This window comes from Sphingomonas epibiotica, assembly GCF_039615155.1.
Classification (GTDB): domain Bacteria; phylum Pseudomonadota; class Alphaproteobacteria; order Sphingomonadales; family Sphingomonadaceae; genus Sphingomonas.
In genome coordinates, this window is the sequence record NZ_JBDGHY010000011.1 from 15,321 (window position 1) to 37,478 (window position 22,158).

The 22,158-nt window shown below is 61.9% G+C and carries 19 protein-coding genes; 15 read left to right on the plus strand and 4 right to left on the minus strand.

Annotation, left to right across the window (positions count from 1 at the left end; all coding sequences use genetic code 11):
* Positions 1-121 precede the first annotated feature (121 nt).
* The 11 genes from AAIO73_RS17895 to AAIO73_RS17945 all read left to right on the plus strand — a co-directional run bounded on the left by AAIO73_RS17895 (position 122) and on the right by AAIO73_RS17945 (position 12,853).
* Positions 122-1,723, plus strand: coding sequence for a hypothetical protein (locus tag AAIO73_RS17895; protein WP_345879873.1), 1,602 nt, complete (start codon positions 122-124; stop codon positions 1,721-1,723).
* A 92-nt stretch (positions 1,724-1,815) separates the two neighbouring features.
* Positions 1,816-2,562, plus strand: coding sequence for an O-fucosyltransferase family protein (locus AAIO73_RS17900; RefSeq protein WP_345879874.1), 747 nt, complete (start codon positions 1,816-1,818; stop codon positions 2,560-2,562).
* Between the two features lie 138 nt (positions 2,563-2,700).
* Entirely contained in the window at positions 2,701-3,768 is a 1,068-nt protein-coding gene (gene gmd, locus AAIO73_RS17905; RefSeq protein WP_345879876.1) for a GDP-mannose 4,6-dehydratase, read from the plus strand.
* The gene (locus AAIO73_RS17910; RefSeq protein ID WP_345879878.1) at positions 3,765-4,721 is read left to right on the plus strand and encodes a GDP-L-fucose synthase family protein; all 957 of its coding nucleotides are present in this window, start codon (positions 3,765-3,767) and stop codon (positions 4,719-4,721) included. The genes gmd and AAIO73_RS17910 overlap by 4 nt, the downstream gene beginning before the upstream one ends.
* Complete coding sequence (locus AAIO73_RS17915; RefSeq protein ID WP_345879880.1) at positions 4,718-5,893, plus strand: DegT/DnrJ/EryC1/StrS family aminotransferase; 1,176 nt, start codon at positions 4,718-4,720, stop codon at positions 5,891-5,893. The genes AAIO73_RS17910 and AAIO73_RS17915 overlap by 4 nt, the downstream gene beginning before the upstream one ends.
* A 322-nt stretch (positions 5,894-6,215) precedes the next feature.
* Positions 6,216-7,385, plus strand: coding sequence for a DegT/DnrJ/EryC1/StrS family aminotransferase (locus AAIO73_RS17920; RefSeq protein WP_345879881.1), 1,170 nt, complete (start codon positions 6,216-6,218; stop codon positions 7,383-7,385).
* 40 nt (positions 7,386-7,425) lie between these two features.
* A complete protein-coding gene (locus AAIO73_RS17925) occupies positions 7,426-8,550 on the plus strand; it encodes a glycosyltransferase family 4 protein (protein ID WP_345879882.1) in 1,125 nt (374 codons plus the stop codon).
* Between the two features lie 105 nt (positions 8,551-8,655).
* On the plus strand, positions 8,656-9,765 hold the full coding sequence (locus AAIO73_RS17930) for an O-antigen ligase family protein (protein WP_345879884.1): 1,110 nt from the start codon (positions 8,656-8,658) through the stop codon (positions 9,763-9,765).
* Between the two features lie 4 nt (positions 9,766-9,769).
* Positions 9,770-10,987 (plus strand): hypothetical protein, encoded by a 1,218-nt coding sequence (locus tag AAIO73_RS17935; RefSeq protein ID WP_345879886.1) that lies wholly within the window; start codon positions 9,770-9,772, stop codon positions 10,985-10,987.
* Between the two features lie 4 nt (positions 10,988-10,991).
* Positions 10,992-11,588, plus strand: coding sequence for a sugar transferase (locus tag AAIO73_RS17940; protein ID WP_345879888.1), 597 nt, complete (start codon positions 10,992-10,994; stop codon positions 11,586-11,588).
* Between the two features lie 2 nt (positions 11,589-11,590).
* Complete coding sequence (locus AAIO73_RS17945; protein ID WP_345879890.1) at positions 11,591-12,853, plus strand: glycosyltransferase; 1,263 nt, start codon at positions 11,591-11,593, stop codon at positions 12,851-12,853.
* A 592-nt stretch (positions 12,854-13,445) separates the two neighbouring features.
* On the opposite strand, the gene AAIO73_RS17950 is transcribed toward AAIO73_RS17945, so the two are convergent.
* From AAIO73_RS17950 to AAIO73_RS17960, 3 genes are all read right to left on the minus strand, one after another.
* Entirely contained in the window at positions 13,446-14,012 is a 567-nt protein-coding gene (locus AAIO73_RS17950; protein WP_345879891.1) for an acyltransferase, read from the minus strand.
* 162 nt (positions 14,013-14,174) lie between these two features.
* On the minus strand, positions 14,175-16,130 hold the full coding sequence (locus AAIO73_RS17955; RefSeq protein ID WP_345879892.1) for a polysaccharide biosynthesis protein: 1,956 nt from the start codon (positions 16,128-16,130) through the stop codon (positions 14,175-14,177).
* Between the two features lie 243 nt (positions 16,131-16,373).
* Entirely contained in the window at positions 16,374-17,000 is a 627-nt protein-coding gene (locus AAIO73_RS17960) for a hypothetical protein (RefSeq protein ID WP_345879893.1), read from the minus strand.
* Positions 17,001-17,356: 356 nt separating this feature from the next.
* On the opposite strand from AAIO73_RS17960, the gene AAIO73_RS17965 reads away from it, so the two are divergent.
* The 4 genes from AAIO73_RS17965 to AAIO73_RS17980 all read left to right on the plus strand — a co-directional run bounded on the left by AAIO73_RS17965 (position 17,357) and on the right by AAIO73_RS17980 (position 20,839).
* Positions 17,357-17,578, plus strand: a complete 222-nt coding sequence (locus AAIO73_RS17965) for a hypothetical protein (protein WP_345879894.1) — start codon at positions 17,357-17,359, stop codon at positions 17,576-17,578.
* A gap of 202 nt (positions 17,579-17,780) precedes the next feature.
* Complete coding sequence (locus AAIO73_RS17970; protein WP_345879895.1) at positions 17,781-18,539, plus strand: SDR family oxidoreductase; 759 nt, start codon at positions 17,781-17,783, stop codon at positions 18,537-18,539.
* Positions 18,536-19,651: a glycoside hydrolase family 130 protein gene (locus AAIO73_RS17975; RefSeq protein ID WP_345879897.1), complete on the plus strand. Its 1,116-nt coding sequence runs from the start codon at positions 18,536-18,538 to the stop codon at positions 19,649-19,651. The genes AAIO73_RS17970 and AAIO73_RS17975 overlap by 4 nt, the downstream gene beginning before the upstream one ends.
* Before the next feature lie 333 nt (positions 19,652-19,984).
* Positions 19,985-20,839: an MBL fold metallo-hydrolase gene (locus tag AAIO73_RS17980; RefSeq protein WP_345879898.1), complete on the plus strand. Its 855-nt coding sequence runs from the start codon at positions 19,985-19,987 to the stop codon at positions 20,837-20,839.
* Here the strand turns inward: AAIO73_RS17980 and AAIO73_RS17985 are convergent.
* Positions 20,836-22,020: a Fic family protein gene (locus AAIO73_RS17985; RefSeq protein ID WP_345879901.1), complete on the minus strand. Its 1,185-nt coding sequence runs from the start codon at positions 22,018-22,020 to the stop codon at positions 20,836-20,838. The genes AAIO73_RS17980 and AAIO73_RS17985 overlap by 4 nt on opposite strands.
* Between the last annotated feature and the right edge of the window lie 138 nt (positions 22,021-22,158).

Genomic DNA, 22,158 nt, shown 5'->3' on the forward strand with positions numbered 1-22,158 from the left:
GATCAGGGGAACGGAACCCGCGACAATCCCCGCCTGTCTTGTTGACCGGCCATCAACCGCTTAGGTCCGGTGTATGCCGACCTCACTCACCCGCCGGGATGCAGCTGCCATGGGCGGTTCGTTGCTGACCCTGATGCTTACCGGATCGGATGCCACCGCGCGCACGACGAACGACAGGAGCAGCGCTCCGTTGGAAGGCGACACGATCGACGTGACCGCTGCGCCGTTTTCGGCCGCAGGCGATGGCCGGGGCGACGATGCCCCCGCGATCCAGGCGGCAGTCGACGCCCTGCCTGCCAGCGGCGGGGCAATCTACTTGCCGGGCCCCCGCATCTATCGTCTGGGACACACGATCCGCGACGGTGCGAAGCCGGTTTCGTTCAAGATCGGCCATGCCCAGGTCATCGGCCCCGACAATGGGCCCTTGTTCGAATTGCACAACAACGGTTCGTCGATTGCAGGGGCCGGACCCGGGGCGACGATCCTGCGCATGTCCGCCCCGGCACGCGCGCCGACCCTACCGGTGCTGAACGCGCTGCTAAATGGAGGCAAGGTTCGTGGCGTTCGCCTTGTCTCGCCCGGGGCAGACCTCGCATCGACGCCGTTGATAGAGGTCTCCGATAGCCCGACCCATGATGGAGCGGCGGTGATCGCGACGGTCGGCCAGGGAAAGGTTATCGACGTGCGCTCCGTTGCCGCCGGTGCGAGCTATACCCAACCGCCCGTCCTGCAGATCGTCGGCGGGGGGGAGTGTGCGATCCTTCTGCATCAGGCCAGCCATTGCCGGTTATCGGACTTTACCCTTGACATGGCGCATATCCCCCATGCCGTCGGCATCTTCCAATATGGCGGATGGTATGTGCAGCTCGAACGCATCGACATCGACAAGGCTCGCCAGCACGCTACGGCCATCGGGCTCGTCATTGATAGCCATACGCTCGGCGAAGCAGGGCGCAACGGGAATTGGGGTGGTGCCTATGTCAACCACTATACGCAGGTTGTCACCCGGCGCTGCTTTGTGGTTGGTCATGACAGCAGCACTGCGACCACGATTCATTTCGATACCCTCGATGCCGCAAACCTCCATTTGCATGCAGCGGTCGGCATACTGTTGAGTAACGTGGTTCTGCAGGGCAGCGAGGGTGCTTTTCTCGACCTCGTCAACGTCGATGCCCTGTCGATGATCGGTGGCGATGTCGAGGGCCCCGCCACTTTCCTGCGGACACGGGGGACCTGTAACAACCTGCGGCTGTCGCCTCTGGCCTATGCGGCCAACGGCCCGTTCGTACAGGGTCCGGTCGGCGCCGGATGGCGCATCGACTTGGCGGCGGTCAATTCGCAAGCGGAGACGCTACATACCGGCAATGGCGGCTCAGCGGGGATTGCATATCAGAACATGGGCTGGCGCGAAAAACATCGCGTGGGCATTCAGTTCGCCGGCAGCAGCATGGTGTTTTCTAGCAATCTGCGCATGACTGGCCCGTATGAGGGCATATTGGACAATCCCCAAAATCCTGGATTTGCGCTGTTGCTCACGATCTCAGGGCAACTGGTCCTGCGCTACGCCCCACCCGGGAATGGCAAGGTGAAACTGTCGGATATGGCGATGTTCGATCAGGGGGGTGTGCAGTTGCGCAACCTGCCGAACAGCCCTCCACCGCAAGGCGCAAGTCGACTGTGGTACGACCCCGCCGACCGCAACAGGGTGAAGTTCATGCCCTGACATCATCGCCGTCCGCTACGATTGACGCGCGCCGAGGTTTACCTGTAGCAACCCGGCAAATCGGCCGCGTTGGTCCCTTCTACAACGGAATTATGCAGATGCGCGTTGTCGTTCGCACGCATGGCGGGCTGGGCAATCAAATATTTCAGCTACTGTATGCGCGTTTGTTTGCAGTGCGATCCGGTGCAGCCCTCTTGGAGACGCACGACCTTCGTTATCCCCATGCCTTCGACCGAAGCAGCGAATTGTCGCGTCACCCGGCACCGCACGGCATTGCGAAGATTCTGTCAGAACTGCGACTGCCCAAGATTGTGACCCGCTTCAAGGTGCGTCGCGATGCCATCAAGCTGCTGGGGACTGTGTATCTGGACGGATATTTTCAGAAGGTAGCGGATTACGCCTCCTTTCCGGACGAACCGATCCGCCACGAACTGTTGCGACTGCGCAGAGAACTCGGCATTTCTGACATGCCGACGCACGATCACGGCGTCCACCTACGTATGGGTGATTTCTTCAAGACAGAAGCTGCCATCGCGGAACACCTTGACGAGCGCCTCGCCCGGGTTAGGACTGGTGCCTATATCGTCACAAACGAAGAGGCACGGCTTTCCACGCCGGGTGTGCGCGCCGCGCTCGACGCGGCCAATGCCCGCATCCTCCCGACCGGCGACATGTCCGCCGAAGACGTATTGCGGACGCTGGCGTCGTTCCGCACAGTCGACGGCAACGACAGCACGCTTCTGTTCTGGGCATCGGTGTTGTCGGGCATGGACTGCGACTTCAAAACCCCCGAACTGCGCGAACTGCGCGGACGCTTCTTTCAAATTCTGGGATATTGACGGGGTTCCGCCGGGCCTTATCGAGCTACTCCAAGGATCGGCGATATTGTCCGCTGGACCCATGGAACGTCGTTCGATAGTCGCAAATCATTATGCCCATGCGCGGGCTTGCCAGACAATTTCATGAAAGAGGACGATATGGCCACGGGTAAAACGGCACTCATCACCGGTGTCACCGGTCAGGACGGTGCCTATCTGGCACAGCTCCTGCTGGACAAGGGCTACACGGTCCATGGCCTCAAGCGCCGTTCGTCGTCGTTCAATACCGGCCGCATCGAGGACATTTACGAAGATCCTCATGCACCGAACCCAACCTTCCACCTCCATTATGGCGACATGACGGACTCAACGGCTCTGATCCGGCTCGTTCAGGAAACCCAGCCTGACGAGATCTACAACCTTGCCGCGCAGAGCCACGTCCAGGTCAGCTTCGAAACGCCGGAATATACGGCCAACGCCGATGCCATCGGCACGCTTCGCTTGCTGGAGGCAATCCGCCTGCTGAAGATGGAGGAAAAGACCCGCTTCTATCAGGCATCGACGTCCGAACTATATGGCAAAGTGCAAGAAGTACCGCAACGCGAGACCACGCCCTTCTACCCGCGCAGCCCTTATGCCGCGGCCAAGCTTTATGCCTACTGGATCACGGTCAACTATCGCGAAGCATATGGAATGCACGCCAGTAACGGCATCCTGTTCAACCACGAAAGCCCGCTGCGCGGCGAGACATTTGTGACGCGCAAGATCACCCGCGCAGCCGCCGCAATCGCGCTGGGTCGCCAGAAGATGTTGTATCTCGGCAATCTCGATGCCCAGCGTGACTGGGGCCACGCCCGTGAATATGTCGAGGGCATGTGGCGTATCGTACAGGCCGACACACCAGACGATTTCGTGCTGGCGACCGGTGAAACTACGCGCGTCCGCACCTTCGTCGAATGGGCGTTCGCCGATGCCGGCATCAACCTGCGCTGGGAAGGGCAAGGCGTCGACGAAAAGGGCTATTGCCAGGAAACCGGGCGCCTGTTGGTCGCGATCGATCCGCGCTATTTCCGTCCGACAGAGGTCGAACTACTGATCGGCGATCCGACCAAGGCCCGCGAAATGCTTGGCTGGACGCACAAGACCAGCCCCCGCGATCTGGCGCGCGAGATGGTCGAGGCGGACATGCACATCATGCGCGACGCACCGATCGGCAAGGGGGCATGACGGCAGGCACGGTCCCGGCGAAGCGTCGCCGGGTCTGGATCACCGGCGGCAACGGCATGGTTGGCCGCAACCTGCGTGAGCATTCACGCGCGGCCGATTGGGATATCATCGCACCCGGTCGTGCCGAGCTTGATCTGTCTGATCGACAGGCAGTGCTGGACTTCGTCCGCACACAACGTCCCGACTTGGTGATCCACGCCGCCGGCCAAGTCGGCGGTATCCAGGCCAACATGGCAGATCCCGTTGGCTTCTTGGTCAACAACCTCGACATGGGCCGCAACGTCATCATGGGCGCGTTTGAGATGGGCGTGCCGGCACTCATCAACCTCGCCAGTTCGTGCATGTATCCGCGCGGTCGCAATCATGCGCTACGCGAGAGTGACATAATGACCGGCGAGTTGGAGCCGACCAACGAGGGCTACGCTCTCGCCAAAATTGTATCGACCCGTCTGTGCGACTATATTGCGCGCGCGGATGCCGACCTTGCCTATCGCACAATCATTCCGTGCAACCTATACGGCCGGCACGATAAATTCGATCCCAAAGCATCGCATCTGGTCCCCGCCATCATTGCCAAAGTCAGCCAAGCCGTCGCGTGTGGCGAAGACGAGGTCGAAATTTGGGGCGACGGCACCGCCCGCCGTGAATTCATGTACGCGGCCGATCTAGCCGATGCGGTATGGCGCGCGGCGGAAGCGCCCGCGGCCCTGCCGCAACTAATGAACATCGGGCTGGGCGACGATCATACGATCCGCGCATATTACGAAGCCGTGGCGCAGGCGCTGGGATGGACCGGTCGTTTTCGGTTCGACCTTACCCGGCCGGTTGGTATGCAGCGCAAATTGAGCGACGTATCGTTGCAACGCGGATGGGGATGGACCGCCCCAACCTCGCTGCAGGACGGCATCGCAGCCACTATCCAATTCTATCAGCAGCAGGCACAAGCATCATGACCAAGCGGTTCCCGCTCGCCACAACATCGTGGGACGAAGCAGAATATCAGGCGATGCAGGACGTCATCGCCTCCGGCCAATTTTCGATGGGGCACAAGGTAAAGGCCTGCGAGGAAGCATTCGCGGCCTATTCCGGTACCCGCTATTCGGTAATGTGCAATTCGGGATCGTCGGCCAACCTGCTGATGATCGCAGCTTTACGCTATACGAAGAACCCGGCGCTACGCCTCGACAAGGGCGACGAGGTGATCGTGCCCGCGGTTTCGTGGAGCACGACGTACAGCCCGCTCGAACAATATGGGCTGCATCTGCGCTTCGTCGACATCGACCTTGCAACGCTCAATTTTGATCTCGCTGCGCTGGAGGCGGCGATCACCTCACGGACCCGTGCGATCTTCTGCGTGAACTTGCTGGGCAATCCCAACGACTTCGCGGCGATCCAGGCATTGGCCGACCGGCATAATCTGGTCATCCTTGAGGACAATTGTGAATCGATGGGTGCCGAGTTTGATGGTCGCAAGACCGGATCGTTTGGCATCATGGGCAGCCAAAGCTGCTTCTTTTCGCATCACATCTCGACGATGGAAGGCGGGCTCGTCACTACTAATGACGAGGAACTCTACCACCTGATGCTGTCGCTGCGCGCGCATGGCTGGACGCGGCAGTTGCCAGCAGAGAACCAGGTCGTCGGTCGCAAGGGTGACGATGCGTTCGAAGAGTCGTTCCGCTTCGTCCTGCCCGGCTACAATCTGCGCCCGCTTGAGATGTCGGGCGCAATCGGGATCGAACAGATCGCCAAGCTGCCCCGTCTGATCGAGGAGCGTCGCCGCAACGGCACGCTGCTGCAAAAGGGGCTTTCGGACCATCCCGATCTATTAATCCAACAGGAAATCGGCAAGAGCAGCTGGTTCGGCTTCAGCCTGGTCATCCGTCCCGGCAGTACGATGACTCGCACCACGCTGATGCACCGGCTCGAGACGCTTGGTTTCGAATATCGCCCGATCGTGAGCGGCAATTTCGCACGCAAGGAAGTCGTTCGCTATTTCGGCCACAGCATCTTCGGCGATCTCAAGAATGCCGACCATATCGATGCCCATGGCCTGTTCATCGGCAATCATCATTTCCCGATAGACGAGGCAATCGCAGCGCTGCAGACGATCGGGGCGAATTAGAAGGACTGCTGATACCAACCCGCGCAAGACCGTGGTTCCGCCCGCAGCTTATCGGGAGCGATGCCTTTGTACCGCTCCCGATAAATAGATGTCCGCTCCGCACCGGCGAACGCCAACCGTTCCAGGCCAGGAGTTCCCTACCGGCAACTTGCAACTTCATGGTCGGCGGATTATCGGCGCTATGGCGCGACAATCATGTATTCGCAGGGGACCGAGGACCACACGTGGCGCAAATCCTCTCCGGCCACGGTGAAGACCACTGGCCGTGATCGCTTCAAGACGCGTCCGATCCATCCCGCCGAGCCTTCGCAGGAACAGCCTTATGCAAGATAGCGCCCCCCCCTTCCTTCCTTATTCCCGCCCCGACACTGGACAGGCGGAGATCGATGCCGTCGCCAATGCGATCGCAAGCGGTTGGGTGACGACGGGTCCTGAAACCGCTGCATTCGAACGAGAATTCGGTCAATATCTTGGCAGTGGCCATATGCTTGCGGTCAATTCGGCAACTGCCGGACTGCATCTGGCGCTGGAGGCGATCGGGATCGGTTCCGGCGACGAGGTGATCGTCCCGACCATGACCTTTACCGCCACGGCGGAAGTGGTCCGGTACCTCGGTGCAGATCCGGTCATGGTCGACTGCGATACGGCGACGCTGAACATCTGCCCCCAAGCGGTCGAATGCGCCGTCACGCCGCGGACCAAGGCGATCGTCGTGGTGCATTATGGCGGTCTAGCTTGCGACATGGATGCGATCCATGCCATCGCCCGGTCGCACGGGCTGAAGGTCATCGAAGACGCCGCCCATGCCTTTCCCACGCGCTATCGCGGGCGGCTTGTTGGCACGTTGCAGTCGGATGTCACCGTCTTCAGTTTCTATGCCAACAAGACGATGACGACAGGGGAAGGCGGGATGATCGCCACCCGGGATGACGAGCTCGCGAAACGGATGCGGATCATGCGCCTGCATGGTATCGACCGCGATGCGTTCGGCCGGTTCCAGTCGCGGACACCGGCTTGGCACTATCAAGTCGTGGCACCGGGCTTCAAATACAACATGACCGACATCGCGGCCGCGATGGGACGCGTGCAGCTCGGGCGGATCGATGCCTTTGCGGCGCGGCGCAACGAATTGGCCGATCGCTACCGGAAAGCATTCTCCGACCTGCCGCTCGTCCTTCCCGCCTATGCCGCCGATGGCGACGCCCATGCTTGGCATATTTATGCGGTCCGTCATCGTGACGGTGCCGTCCGGCCGGAATGGCGTGATCGCTTTATCGCCGGATTGATGGACGACGGCATCGGAACCAGCGTCCACTATATCCCGCTGCACCGGCAACCGTTCTGGCGCGACCGCTACGACCTGCAGGCCAGCAATTTCCCCCGTGCCGACGAAGCGTTCGCGAGCTTGGTCAGCTTGCCGCTTTATACCGCCATGACCGACAACGACGCCGAACGGGTGATCGCCTCGGTTCGGCGTCACGTCGCGGCATAGGACGCGGCATGTTCCTTCCCGCCGGACCAGGTGACAGGCCGTGAAGGTCCATATTCATACGCCTTCGTTCTTTCCGTCGCTGGTCGGCATGACCTATGCCGCCCACGTCCATGCGACGCTGCTGCGGGAACTGGGCGCGGATGTCACCGTCATTGCTCCCCGTGCTGAAACGGACGGGATCAGTGAAGTGATCGATTATGCGGTTCGCCATTTTGACGTATCGGGCAGCGGCCTGCCGTGGAGCAGGCTGGACGGCGACATCGATGAATTGCTGCGCTTCAATGCCGAGGAGCAGCCCGATATCGTAATCGCCGAAGGGTGGTTCACAACCGGGGCGGTTTTGTTGCCGCGGTTCAAGCAACATGCCCGCCATGTCATATTGTCGAGCCATGGGTCGGCGGACCTCTTTCTGGAACAGCGGCGTCCGTCCCATTTTGCGAGGGCGATGGCGTATCGCTGGGAAGAATCCACGCGCAGCCGGGCGATCATGCGGCAGCTCTCCGCCGCCATCGTCCTGTCGTCATGGGAAGATCGGTTCCGCTTTCAAGATGTACGACGCTTTCGCCGGCACCAGGTCCCTCTCTATGTCTGTCCCAACAGTTCGACTTATGCGCCGACGATGGGCCATGCCCTGTCGGCGGAACGGGTGAACCTGATCCATGTTGGCGAAATGAAGCCGCATAAATCGCCCGAGACAGCGGTTCGCGTTCTCGCGGCATTGCCCGAGCGTTTCCATCTTACCCTTGCCTTTCCACGCGAGACCTCGCATCTGTCGCTGGTGAAGGCCATTGCCGATCAGGCAGGGATACGCCACCGGCTGCATTTCATCATTGGTCGCAAGCGTTCCGAACTCGAAGCCACCATGGCAGCCAGCGATGTATTGCTCATCACGTCGCCATCAAAAGACGTGCAGCCGATCGTCGCCGTCGACGCACTGGCCAAGGGAGTTCCCTTCGTTTCAACGAATGTGGGATGTATGCCGGAATTTGGCGGCGGTATCGTCACGACGTCCGACCGGATGGCATTGGCCGTCCTCGACATTTGCGACAGTGATGCGTCGTATTGTCGTTTCAGTCAGGAAGCCTGCGCCTATCGCGAGCGCAGCCTGTCGCCAGCGATAGCGCGCGCATCGCTGGCGAAACTGCTTTCGGATCTGGACGCATAGGCGATGCAACGTACACTCCAGGCCATTGTCATGCTTGGCTGCGCTTTGCTCAGCCTAAACTTTGTCGGCAGCGATCCTGCCGATGCCATTTTCACGGGCGTCAGCATGCTCGTTTTGTTCCTGTCTCCGGGAACGCTGCTGTTCAACCGGATCACACCCATGGTGCGTGTCGCCATGTTCCTGGTCATCGCATTCTATGGCCTGTCCTGCCTGTCGGGATGGCGGTCCCCGTCGTTCATCTTCTATGCATTGTCGGGCATGTTCTTCACGCTTGCGGTATATTGGGTGACGGAAAAGGACGACCGATTCCCGATCGGTATGGCTCTGTTCGGCGGCTTCATCGCGCTGAACGCTCTCGTGCTGCTCCTGTGGAGCGTCGGTTTGTGGCCTTTGTCGATCGTGTTCGACATCTTTCTCGATGGCAGGTTTAAGGGGCCGTCGGGCGATCCGAACATGACCGGACTGACCGCCGCCTTTTCAATCTATTTCTTCCTCGATCGCGTAATCCGCGCGAACATCTCGACCACCAACACTATGATATCATATGTCGGGCTTGCTGGCGGGCTGACCATCCTGCTGGTCTCGGGATCGCGGTCCGCATGGGCGGCCGCTGCGGCCGGGCTGATCGTCTATTTCCTGGTTGCGCGGCGATCGATCAGCATGCGTATGGTCTTGGCGAGTTTCGTGATGGTCATCAGCGTAATGGTCGTCTCGATGGGAGTGTTCAATTCGTCGAACAATGTCGAGGACGTGTCGGAACGCTTCCGCACGATCCTGGTCCAGAACGATTCCGCCGAAAAGGAACGCTTCGGCTTCGTGTACACACGGGCGGCCCTTGCCGTTGCAGCCGATCATCCCTTGGGCATCGGACCAGGCATGACCCCGCTCTATACGGGTATCAGCAGCGTCGATGGTGACCCGATCGGCGCGCACAACTCCTATGCCGAAATCATCACCGAAAATGGCTGGGCGACGGCGGCGTTGATTTTCACCATGTTGTCGATCGCGTGGCTGCGCCTGTACCGCCTTGCCCAAGTCGATATCATGTTCAACGATACAGCCTGCCGGTCGATACTGGCGGGATTGACTGCGACCGCCATTTTCGGAATGGGCCACGATTTGCTAGCATGGCGGATCGGATGGATTTTCCCGGTACTAGGGATGCTGGCTGCTTTCAGCCAGCGATATGGCATTGTGATCGCGCGATCGACATAGGCGGATGCAAAACCTTCTTCTTACAGGTCTGCAGCTGGCGACGTCGGTTGCGCGGCTTGCCGCGTTCGCATTCTCCGTTCTAACGATTGGCCGCATATCAGGCGACGCTTATATCCTGCTGGTCATTGGCTATCTTCCGTTTCTGGCATTTTTCGACATCCTCATCCAGTCGGCTTCCCGCGCTGCGCATTTGCGCGGGGTAAAACCTTTGGACGCCATCATCAACCTACGCCAAATCTATGCGTTGGTAGCGCTGGCACTGATCGGTGCGGTTTTCATTGCAGGCCTGTCCTACCCCACCTCCTGGGCACAGCAACTGCTACTGATCGGCGCGTGGCCTCTTGGAGCGATGGGGTTCGTATGGGAACGCTGGATCGCGCAGCGCAGCCGGCAATGGCTGCTGTCCGGCCTCGAACTGTCGCTACTGGCGGTGGTGATCGCATTCTACTGGCTGGTGCATCTGTCATGGCAGATATTGTTGCTGCCAATCATCAGCTTTCCGCTGGCGCGTCTGGTGACGCTGGCCCTGCCCGTCCGCGAGGCCCATGCCGCGGCCACGGTCGACACCATTACCGCACCGATTAACGAGGTACCGCCTGCGTTCAGTCGCCGCTGGATCGGCGGCTATATCGGCACATCGCTGGCACAACAGCTCGTTGCGGCCTGTGCCGTGTCCCTTCCGGCGATCCATGCCCAGCTTACCGGCAATCTGGACGCCCTTTCGGTCAACGTTACGCTGTTCCGGTCGCTGCACTCTTTCGCCGCGATCATATCGCTAACGATCAACGCAATGAGTTCGCGCATCTTCTATCGCCAGACCGGCAGCGGGTTCGAAAGCTTCGAGGCTACCATACTCGACAAGCGTCGCCTGCTGCTGGGCGGTGTGACTGCGTTCGCGGTGATCGGTGGCGTGGTGGCACTGGCCGCACCACAATTACCGATCCTGTTCGCGATCGTAATCCTGCCAATCATGGCAATGATCAATGCCGAATCCTCAATGCTCTATAATCGCGGCATTCCGTTGGGAACTTTGCAATGCCAAATCCTGATTCTCAGCCTGTCGGCAGCATTGCTAGCGGTGATGCTCCGCCATCCGCTGGCCGGCATCGGCATTCTGGCGCTGTTCCTGTCCTATGGCGGGGTATTCATGCCGGGCGTACTGGCGCGTCATCGTGCGGTGCTAGGCATGCCCTCAACCGTGCCGCACGGTCAGAGAAAATAACATCATGATGAAACGCCTGGTAGACGTGTTGGTAAGCGCGATCCTGCTGATCGTGACCGCGCCGCTGATGCTGGTCGCCGCAATCGCCGTTCGCCGGTCTTCACCCGGTCCGGTGATTTTTCGACAGCAGCGGGTCGGGCGCGGCGGCAAATCCTTCAATATTCTAAAATTCCGAACCATGGACCCGGCAACCGCCACCGACCGCGAGATCACCGTCGGCAACGACCGGCGGATCACGCCAATCGGTGCCGTCCTGCGCAAATGGAAGATCGACGAACTGCCGCAGCTCATCAACGTTCTGCGTGGCGACATGAGCTTGGTCGGTCCGCGCCCTGACGTGCCCTCCTACGTCGCGCGTTACCCGAAGGATCTCCGCGCAAAGGTGTTGAGCGTCCGGCCGGGAATTACCGATCTGGCGTCGATCAAATATCGCAACGAGAATGAATTGCTGGCGGCGCAAAGCGACCCCGACCGCTATTATCTGGAGATCATCATGCTGGATAAATTGCGGATGGGTGCCTCCTATGCCGAGCGCCCGAGTTTCGGCCGGGATCTGCGGATCATCGTCGCGACTGTTCGTTCCGTCCTGATGGATCGTTGAGCATGTCCAGCCCCCGCCTCCGCATCTGGCTGTTCAATCCCTATGGCCCGCTGCCCGGCGAAGGATGGCGCGAATATAGCTATGTCACGATCGGATCCGCCCTAGCGGCAGCCGGCCATGACGTCATCTGGTGGACGTCAAACTTTTCGCATCATTTCAAAACGTTTCGCAGTGGAGACTGGGAAGATCGCATCCTGTCGTCGGGGTTGGTCTTGCGACTGGTTCCAACGCCAGGATACCGGCGCAACATCAGTCCAGGCCGGTTTTGGCGCGATATCGTCTTCGGTTGGCGTGCCTATCGGCGGGCGCGGACCCTGCCCCCCCCCGACGTCGTCCTAACCTCCGAACCCGCCACCATGGGTGGCTTGGCCGGAGTCAGGCTTGCGACGAAGACCGGTGCAACGCTCCTCTACGACCAGATGGACCTGTGGCCGGAACTGATGGTGCAAAGCCTTCCGCCACGCGCGCGCCCAATCGGCCACCTGCTGTTCGCGCCGATCTATCGCATCCGCCGTACCATGTTCGGCAAGCTTGACGGTGCGATGGCACTCGCCAAACCTTATTTGACTTCGATTCTCGACGAACTGCCCGTGAACCGGTCGATCCCGTCGCTAGTCGTCTATAACGGGATCGATGTGCCGACATTCCGCAGAGTCATGCAGCAACCGTTGCCCGACGCGATGGCCCTGGCGTTCGATGGCCCGGGGCTGAAGGCGATCTTCGCCGGATCGCTGGGCCCGTCCTATGACGTCGGTCCGATGATTGATGCGGCATCTGCCATGGAACGCGCAGGCAGCGACACTACGATATACATCGCCGGCGATGGTCCCGAGCGGCCAAAGATTGAAGCCGCGGCTGCGAGATGTGCGAACCTTGTCTATCTGGGCAAGCTGGCCCCCGACATGCTGCCGCGGGTCTACGGGCGGTGTGACGTCGGGTTATCCTGCTATTCGGCGAGTTCCAATGTCGAAATGTGCGACAAGTTCTACGACTATACCGCCGCTGGATTGATCGTCGTCAATTCCCTGCAGGGTGAGGTCCGCGACTGGATCGAAGGGTCCGGCCTGGGGATGCAATATCGTGCGGGCGATGCAGCATCGCTGACCCAAGCGCTGGTCGCGATCGAAAAAGATCCCGAGCAAGCCGCGCAATTGCGACAGGCATCGTGGAACATCGGCATGCAATTCAACAAGGACACGCAACACGCCCGCTTGGTACCGTGGATCGAAATGGTGACGGCCAACGTGACATCCCGACAGGGCTAGAGCATTTTCTGATCAGGCTGGATCACCGGCGCGGCGGTGATTTCGGCTTGGGGCAAGACGGGAGGAGCGCGCGATGCCAACGTATCGTGCTCGTCAAGCAACACCGCCCCGGATCGAAAATCACCCCGCCGCGTCAGCGGTCGCCCGCAGGGTGATGACGGCAGTTCAACATGGTCGGAAAGCGCTCCAAGCATCCTGCTTCTCCAGCAATCCACCACCATGACGGAAAAGCATCGTTGGGAAGCAACCGGTCGGCAAGTGCCCCGAAGTCATCGGTGCGCCCGGTGCCAACTGGCACCACCATGCTGCCGGTTCCCCGGTGAAACATGCTCAGTAAAATTGCGCTGGTCGGCACTGCTCTTGCTAGCCCCGCGCTTGCACAGCTCCCGACGTTAGAGCGGTTGGCGACCCTATCGAAGCTCGTGGTATCGTGACCGATGAGCGACAAGCCCTAAGCCAAAGTCGACCCGCCGCGAGGCAGTTGCCCTGTTGAGCCCGTCGGCTGCGTCACGAACCTTTCAGGTAGCTCGGCTACCTGTTGCGTACCGCACCTTGCCGGAAGGATCGGAAAAGCAGTTCTGTGCACCGACCGCTATGCGATCTCTTGTGAAAGAGATGCTTTTGCCGCGATCCAGGTGGCCCGACCTTCCTGATCGAAATATCGATGCTCAACGTCGGGATCGTTCCAAAATTTTTCGTCGAGCTTGCGGACGTCACCTACCACCTTGGCCGGGCTGCCGCGGGCGATACCGAAATCGGGAACGTCACACGCCACGATGGCACCGGCTGCGATCAGTGCGCCATCACCGATCGTGACGCCGGGCATGATCTTCGCGCCGGCACCGATAAAGGCATAGCGGCCAATCCGCACGCCCGCTCTGGTATAGCCTTTCCGATCTTCCTTCGGGATGGTGATATAGTCCGCTCCGTAGAGGCGAACCGAAACCTGGCTACCGTGCGAAAAGATACCGACCCACGCGCCGATCTGCGCCCCTTCGCCGATCGACACGCCATTGCTGCCATCGATGATGCTGTGATGCCAGATCCAGACATTGTCGCCGATCGCGATCTGGTGGCCGTCGCCTAATATGGCATTGGAACTGATACGGGTCAGCTTGCGGAATTGCCCCGAAACGCGGTCCCGATAGCCATAGACCATGAATGGCCGTTTGAACCACGCAATAGTTCGCATGAGGAACGATATCAATCGTCCGACCGGCCCAAGATAGATTTGACGTAACATGGGCAATGAGTGCCCAACAGCATTCGAAACGTCAATGTCAGTCGCGCGGTGCATGGATCGGCCCCGCCGCCAAGAAGATTATCCCGACATTGCAGGGTGTCTGACCACATCGCTCGCAACGGCATCCCGCCGGCCGACGAACTCGGGCACGAGCGCCTGAAGCGCATTAATCAGCGCGGCTTCGTCGTTTCGTTCGATCAGCGCCTGCAGTTGGATCAACTCTGGTTCCAGACGTTCCCACGAGATGAACGCTTCGCTGGCTTTCATGATGAGGGGATGGTCAGACGCTTCCGCCGCATCCTCAATCAGCAGTTCCTCGTACAGCTTCTCACCCGGCCGCAGGCCGACTTCACGGATTTCGATATCGCCATCGGGATTGGCGTCATCGCGTACCGTCAGCCCGGACAGGGCGATGACGCTGTGCGCCAGGTCGATGATCTTTACCGGTTCGCCCATGTCGAGCAAGAAGACCTCTCCGCCCTTTGCCATCGCCCCCGCCTGGATGACCAGCTGTGCTGCCTCTGGGATCAGCATGAAATAGCGGGTCATTTCGCGATGGGTAATCGTCACCGGGCCGCCGGCATGGGCCTGAGCCCGGAACAGCGGCACGACCGAGCCGCTGGAACCCAGAACGTTGCCGAACCGCACCATGCTTAGACAAGTTTGGGACTGAGTGGTCGCCAGCGCCTGCAGGACTTGCTCGGCAAGGCGCTTGGTCGTCCCCATAATGCTAGTCGGGCGGACAGCCTTGTCGGTGGAAATCAGCACGACATGCGCAGTCCCGTGACACAACGCTGCCTGGGTCAGACGCAACGTGCCGATCACGTTGTTGCGGACGGCCTCGACCACATTCTGCTCGACCAACGGAACATGCTTGTAGGCTGCGGCGTGGAACACCAACTGCGGTCGCCATGTTCCAAAAACATGGTTCACCATTCGTTCGTCTACAACCGACCCCAGTAGCGGAACGACTTCGATGTTGCGCCCTTCCTGCCCAACCAGCTCGGAAAGTTCGCGGTGGATTGCGTACAGGGCGAACTCGCTATGATCGAGCAGCAGGATCGATGCCGGTGCGTTCTCAATGATCTGGCGGCACAATTCACTGCCGATCGAACCACCCGCGCCGGTGACCAGCACAACCTTGCCCGTGACGTTGCGACGCAACAACATGCTGTCGGGCGCGACACGATCACGTCCCAGCAGGTCGTCGATCGTCACTTCATGCAGGTCCGATACTTTGACACGGCCATGCACAAGGTCGAGCATCCCTGGCAGTGTCCGAACGTTCACCGAAAAGCGGCGCAGGTCGACGATGATATCATCGCGACGCTTGCGGGTAGCAGACGGGATGGCCAGCAGCACGTCGGACACCCGCTTCTTGGCAATGACGTCGGCCAATTGTGCCGGGCGGATTACTTGTAGGCCATCCAGCGTCTGACCCGACAGGGTAATATCGTCGTCGACAAAGCCGACAACGATCATTTCTTGGCTTTGCCGCAGCGCCATCAACAACTGTCGGCCTGCCGATCCGGAACCATAAATGAGAACACGCGGCCGATCACTGCTGGTTCGCTCCGACCCCATCTGTTGCAGCAGCTGTGCAATCAGCATTCGTTCAGTCAGAATGACCATCAACAAAATGGCAGGCTGTAACAGTCCCAATGTCCGCGGAACACCATTAATGCCGTAGTAGGTAAAGACGCCGGCATAGGGCATCGCGTAGATCAGGACGTTGCGCGCCAGCATCCGTACCGTTGAGGTACCAACATATCGGAACAGAACACGGTAGGCGTTGCCTAGCGCAAATACGCCAAGACACAACACCGCCGAAAACATCACCGAAAAGACAAGCGGACGTGTCGGAACGGGTAGATAGCCAAGGCGTAGGTAGATGGCGATGACGGTCGCGATGACACATGCCATGGCATCGCCGACAATAACCATCGTCCGCTTCAATCCACGCGGCGCTGCCATCAGCGAAGGGGTCACCCCTTCACGCACGACCGTGCCTGCGTTCGTAAGCATCCGTTGCATTATGACGTCTCTAACCGAAAAACTGCCCAGTCCGGGCTAACGAAAACCCGCTACTCTGATCCGACGTATCGGGCAACCGACGGTCCATTGGCGCTACATCGATATGGTGACCGGGCTTGCCCCAAGTTGAAACCCGATGCCGCATTGCTTCTCCGCGAACGAGTACCCAGCCTGGTCCGCAAATATAGAACGCCGGCTACAGGATCCCCCTGCCGCCGACGTTCCCATAAAAATAATAGGCCGTTACTCCGCCTGGCCCTTCGCAGCGCGCGTCACCTGACCCTCGCCCATCGCCGAAACCAGCACGTCGCCCTGCACGTGGAAATTGTCGGCGGGCAGAGTCGCGGTGAGGCGGCCGACTGCCATCATCACCGCCTCGACCTTGCCGGCGGCGTTGCGGCGGACCGACTGGACGCGGCCGATCGCGTCGCGCACCATGCTGCCGGGGTTGAGCGCGGGCAGTGCCCCGCTACCCATCAGCGACAGCGCGCCCTCGCCCGATCCCGATGCCGATCCGTTGCCGGCCGAACCCGACCCGCTTCCCGAAGCCGCGCCGCTCAAGCTGCCCGCGCCGCCGAGCGTCCCGCCCAGCGCCTGCACCGTGCTGTCGGCCGCGTCGTCGCCGCGTGCCGACCCGCCGGCCCGGACCCGGCCGCTGCGGCGATCGACGCTGCGCTCGGCGGTCACCTCGCCGCTGCCGCGCCGCGCGCTGCGAACGCTGGTGTCGGCGCCATCGCGGACCCGGTCGAGGGTCGGGGTGACGCTCCGCTCAAGGCTGCCGCCGAGATTGCCGCTCAGGCTGCCGCCCAGACCACCGGTCAGCCCGCCACCGCCGCCCACCAGCTGCGCCGAAGCCGAGGTAATCGCCACTGTGGCCAACGCCGCGCCCACAGGAACAGGGTCTTCATCGCAATGTCTCCTTGGTTGGTGCGCCTGCAAAGGCGCTTCGACAAGGAGAACGGATGCCGTTTCCGGTTTAATCCCGGCGAGGGGGATTTTTTGCGGGGGGAAGAATTTTCCTCCGCCCTGCACCGACGTCATCCCAGCGAAGGCTGGGATCTTCCGGTGATAGCGTCGCAGGAGCCGCGCGATGCCCCAGCATTCGCTGGGGCGACGCTTTGGGTGAGATGTGGCTCGCCCCTACCGCACCGGTGTCCGGCACCCCCACAAACCACCCCGCGCCCGGTCCGCATCGGCATCACCTTCCGCGACCGCGCCGGCGGCCTGTGCCGCACCTTCGAACAGGCACCACCGGCGGCATCGCCTGTGCGCAGGGGCAGGGACCATGGCGGATCGAACAATTGCGCGGCGGCATGGCCGGCAATGGCGGCACCGCCTATGCCCAAGCCGGATCGCCGATGGCCACGCTGATGGCCGATGGGCAGGCGATGGCAGCGAGCGACCCACTGGACGCGGCGGCGGAAGCGGCAGCGCTCAAGGGGCGGTAAATTCCCCCTTCCCTCCGTTCGGTTCGAGCAGCTTCGAGCCTGTCGAGAAGCACCTGTCGAGAACCCGCCGCACACTATCCGTTCTCGACAGGCTCGAACTGAACGGAGGTGGATCGACCACCCTCACCCAAGTTACTGCATTCGCAAAGGAACCTCCCGCGCCCTGCCTCGCTTGTCGAACCGACAGCGATAGGAGCCGCCCATGACCCCCGCCACCGACGCGCACACGCAACAACCAACCCTCGCCGGTCGCCGCGCGGCGATTACCGGCGGGACCACCGGCATCGGCCGCGCCATCGCGGTGCTGCTCGCCAGCGAAGGAGCCGAGGTATTCCTGTGCGGCCGGAACGAAGACCATCTCGCCGAGGCGCTCGCCCGGATCGAGGAAGTCGGCAGAGGTAGCGGGATCGCCATCGACCTAGCCGAGGCCGACAATGTCGCCCACTTCTTCGACGCCGCCGAGGAGAAAATGGGCGGCATCGACACCGCCATCATCAACGCCGCCGTCGCCGCCGAGGGGATCACCGACACCGACGAGGCGACGCTGCGCGAGGTGATCGCGATCAACTTCACCGGCTATCTCTTGAGCGCGCACCACGCCGCCAAACGCGTCGGCGACGCGGGCGATATCGTCTTCATCGGATCGACCAGCGCCTATGCACTGGGGCCGGGATCGACCATCTATGCCGGGATCAAGTACGGGATTCAGGGCTTTACCCAGGCGCTGCGCCGCGAACTGGGGCCGAAGGGCATTCGCGTCAGCAATGTCGAACCGGGCCTGACCGGCTCCGACATGCAGCTGCCCGATATCCAGCCTGACGAGCAGCGCGAACGCATCGCCGACGAAACCATGTTGCGCGCCGAGGATATCGCGGTCGGCGTCCATTACCTGCTGACCCAGCCCCGCCGCGCCATCGTCCAGCAACTGACCATCGTCCCGCGCGATCAGGCGGAGGAATGAGCTTCGCCATCGACCGACTGGTCCTGACCCCCGACGATATCGACCTGTCGCGCTCGCCGCTCGCCGGGCAATTGGGGGTCGAGACCTATGTGCTGGGCGCGTTCAACCCGGCGCTGACGCGGTTGCCCAGCGGCAATCTGCTGATGATGGTGCGGGTCGCCGAGGCGCTGCGGAAACCGACCTTCGACGGCCATATCCACAATATCCGTTGGAGCGAGCGGCGGTATATGCTCGACGCACGGCCGCTGGACGCGGTCGACACCGCCGATCCGCGCAAGTTTCTGCTGAACGGCGGGCGCTGGCAGGTGATGGCGCTGACCTCGCTGTCATGGCTGTTGCCGGTCGAGCTGACCCCCAACGGGCTGGAGGTCGTCGCGCTCCATTACGATCGCGCCGTGGCACCACAGGGTGATTTCCAGATGTACGGCGTCGAGGATGCGCGAATCAGCAAGGTCGGCGACGAATGGCTGATGACGACCTGTTCGGTCAGCCCGGAGCGGCATTCGACCACGCTCTATACCTCGACCAACGGCCTCGACTGGAGCTTCGCCGACATCGTGCTCGACCATCAGAACAAGGACATGCTGATCTTCGAGGGCCGGATCGACGGGCAGTATTGGGCGCAGACCCGGCCGCTCGGCGACCTCTATTTCGCCTATCCGCCGGGTAGCGAGTGGCGTGCCGGGCCGTCGATCAACCTCGCCACCTCGCCCGATGCGCGGCATTGGAAACCGTACCTGAAGCCCGGCATCCGCCCGCATGCCGCGACGGTCGCGACGGCACGTATGGGCGGGGGCACGCCGCCGATCCGGACCGACCGGGGCTGGCTGACGCTGTGGCACGGCGTCGAGCCTAAGGAGATCATCGGCGTCTATCGCACCTATTGGTCGATCCTCGACGCGAACGACCCGAGCCGGACGGTGGCGACCGACCATGCTCCGCTGCTGGAGGCTAACCCCGAGCTGACCCGAGACTTAGAGGAGCAGATGTACGTCCGCGACGTAGTGTTCACGACCGGCATTGCGGACGACGGCGACCATTATGTCGTAGCTTCGGGCGAGGCGGACCTTGCCTGCCGAATCACGCATATCCCGAAGGCGCGGTTCGCATAGGTTCACGCGAAGGCGCGAAGGGCTCGAAGAGAGCAGGAAGAAGGTAGATTTCGCGCAGAGGCGCAGAGGAGGCGTTCGCGGCCCCCCCCCCCCCCCGCGCCAGCGGGCCTCATCCCCGTTGCAGCGGACGCAGGCGTCTCCCGATCGCGAGCGCTCGCTTCGACCGCGACCTCTCTGCGCCTCTGCGCGAAATCCCTCTCTTCTTCTCTTCGTGCCTCGGCGCCTTCGCGTGAACCAACCTTCTTCCTGTCCCAGATTAATAAGATTTGCCTACCACTAAAGACACTTATCACCTCCCCACCCGTTGCCCCACCACAACTGGGAGCCACCGCCATGCGCATCCACCACCTTAATTGCGGCACCGACTGCCCGTTGGGCGGGGCGCTGTTCGACGGGCGCAGCGTCGGTCCGCTCGGGCAGATCGTCTGCCACTGCCTGCTGATCGAGACCGATGCGCACGGGCTGGTGCTGGTCGATACCGGTTATGGCCTCAAAGACGTCGACCATCCGCACCGCCACCTCGATCCGCGCATCACCCTGCCATGGCGGATGCTGCTCAACATCCGCCTGCGCGAGCACGAGACGGCGATCCGGCAAATTGAGGCGCTGGGCTTCACCGCGAACGACGTGCGCCACATCCTCGTCACCCATCTCGATTTCGACCATGCCGGCGGCCTCGAGGATTTCCCGAACGCCACCGTCCATGTCATGCAGCGCGAATATGACGACGCGACCGGCCCGCGCGCCGGCATCGTCGCCCGCAACCGCTGGCGTCCGCGCCAGCTCGACGGGGTGCACCACTGGCAGCGCTATGGCGCGCACGGCGAGCCGTGGTTCGGCTTCGACGCGGTCCGCGACCTGACCGGCCTGCCGCCCGAACTCCTGCTGGTGCCGCTACCCGGCCACACCTGGGGCCATGCCGGCGTCGCGATCCGCCAGGCCGATGGCCGCTGGCTGCTCCATGCCGGCGACGCCTATTTCTACCGTGGCGAGATGCGATCGGCCCGCCGCAGCTGCACGCCGGGCCTGCGCGCCTATCAACGGCTGATGGAGGTCGACGCGCGCAGCCGGATGGACAACCAGTCGCGCCTTCGCAGCCTGTCGATCGACCGCCGTGACGAAGTGACCGTCACCTGCACCCACGATCCCGTCGAGCTGGAGCGCGCGCAGGCGGGCCGGCCGCTCTAATCCAAGATCGGTTCCGCGCCGAACGGCCGGTTGAGCACCCGCAACACGTCCTGCGCCACGAACACCCGGTTGCGACGATAGCCGGTCCGCTCGACCAACACCCTCGCCTCGACCAGCTGCGCGATCGCCGTATTCGCCGCCGGAGCCGACACGCCGAGCCGTTCGCCAAGCCGTCCGGCGGTAATCACCGGATAGTCGGGCAACAGGTCGAGCGCGCGCAGCGCCGCCGACTTGTCCCGATAGCGCCGCCGCGCCTGCCACATGCCCCCAAGCCGGACCAGCGCCGCGCGCGTCGCCATCAGCTCGTCGACCGTACCGATGATCGCATCGGCGATGAAAGCGACCATCGGCGCCCAGTCGAGCCGCTGCTGCGCCGCCTTCAGAGCGTCGTAATAGGCGGATGTATGCGCTTCGATATAGGGTGACAGGTACAGCGGCACCTTGCCATCGGCGGCCATCATCAGCGGCAGTAACAGCCGCCCGACCCGGCCATTGCCGTCGCGATAGGGGTGCACCGCTTCGAAATAGGCATGGGCGATCGCCATGCGCGTAATCAGGCTCTGGGTCATGACCTGCATCCCCTCGGCCCGCAGATAGGCGATGCTGTCGTCGAGACACGCTGGCACCCGCGCCGGCGGGGCGGGGTTGTAGAGCGAATAGGCGATGTCGCGCACCCCGCCGATCCACACCACCCGGTCGCGCAGCACCCCCGGGATATCGCCATAGTCGGGATCGCTCCGCATTGCCCCGCGGTGCAGTTCAGCGATCAGCTCGCGCGTGAAGATCGCCGGCCCCTGCGCCGCCGCCTGCGGCACGAGCCGGTCGAGGATCAGCGCATAGTCGCGGACCTGCCGCGCCGCGTCGCGCCGCTCGTTACCCGCTTCCTCCTCCAGTGTCAGCAGCTCGTCGAGCGTGCTGTGCGTCCCCTCGATCGACGAACTGCTCACCGCCTCACGCCGGCTGAGCAGGCGGCTGACCGGATAGGGGTCGCCCATCTGCCGCGCCAGCATGTCGATCTGCGCCAGCGCCTCGGTCGCGCGCTGATGGCTAGCCAGCCCCTGCCCCAGCGGCACCGCGTCCTCGGGTGGGGGCGGCGGCACCACGCCATAATGCGCCGCATAGGGTTCGGGCAGGCGTTCGAGCCGCTGGCGGATCGCATGGCACAGGTCGTCACGGCGCATCGGCAGCCTTTATCATGACCGCTATACTCGATCCATAATAAAGGTTAGCAGGTTAAACCTGCACAAGAAGCGGATGCCGGCACCTTGCCGAAGATTACTGCCCCCCAAGCAAAACTACCCCCGGCCTAAATCCCCACT

What these genes read in the sequence shown, in the direction of transcription:
- AAIO73_RS17910 (WP_345879878.1), top strand. Translation starts at nt 3,765, where the DNA reads ATGACGGCAGGCACGGTCCCGGCGAAGCGTCGCCGGGTCTGGATCACC.
- AAIO73_RS17985 (WP_345879901.1), bottom strand. Translation starts at nt 22,020, where the DNA reads ATGCGCCGTGACGACCTGTGCCATGCGATCCGCCAGCGGCTCGAACGC.
- AAIO73_RS17980 (WP_345879898.1), top strand. Translation starts at nt 19,985, where the DNA reads ATGCGCATCCACCACCTTAATTGCGGCACCGACTGCCCGTTGGGCGGG.
- AAIO73_RS17915 (WP_345879880.1), top strand. Translation starts at nt 4,718, where the DNA reads ATGACCAAGCGGTTCCCGCTCGCCACAACATCGTGGGACGAAGCAGAA.
- AAIO73_RS17940 (WP_345879888.1), top strand. Translation starts at nt 10,992, where the DNA reads ATGATGAAACGCCTGGTAGACGTGTTGGTAAGCGCGATCCTGCTGATC.
- AAIO73_RS17900 (WP_345879874.1), top strand. Translation starts at nt 1,816, where the DNA reads ATGCAGATGCGCGTTGTCGTTCGCACGCATGGCGGGCTGGGCAATCAA.
- gmd (WP_345879876.1), top strand. Translation starts at nt 2,701, where the DNA reads ATGGCCACGGGTAAAACGGCACTCATCACCGGTGTCACCGGTCAGGAC.
- AAIO73_RS17930 (WP_345879884.1), top strand. Translation starts at nt 8,656, where the DNA reads ATGCTCGTTTTGTTCCTGTCTCCGGGAACGCTGCTGTTCAACCGGATC.
- AAIO73_RS17970 (WP_345879895.1), top strand. Translation starts at nt 17,781, where the DNA reads ATGACCCCCGCCACCGACGCGCACACGCAACAACCAACCCTCGCCGGT.
- AAIO73_RS17955 (WP_345879892.1), bottom strand. Translation starts at nt 16,130, where the DNA reads ATGCAACGGATGCTTACGAACGCAGGCACGGTCGTGCGTGAAGGGGTG.
- AAIO73_RS17935 (WP_345879886.1), top strand. Translation starts at nt 9,770, where the DNA reads ATGCAAAACCTTCTTCTTACAGGTCTGCAGCTGGCGACGTCGGTTGCG.
- AAIO73_RS17945 (WP_345879890.1), top strand. Translation starts at nt 11,591, where the DNA reads ATGTCCAGCCCCCGCCTCCGCATCTGGCTGTTCAATCCCTATGGCCCG.
- AAIO73_RS17950 (WP_345879891.1), bottom strand. Translation starts at nt 14,012, where the DNA reads ATGGTCTATGGCTATCGGGACCGCGTTTCGGGGCAATTCCGCAAGCTG.
- AAIO73_RS17920 (WP_345879881.1), top strand. Translation starts at nt 6,216, where the DNA reads ATGCAAGATAGCGCCCCCCCCTTCCTTCCTTATTCCCGCCCCGACACT.
- AAIO73_RS17975 (WP_345879897.1), top strand. Translation starts at nt 18,536, where the DNA reads ATGAGCTTCGCCATCGACCGACTGGTCCTGACCCCCGACGATATCGAC.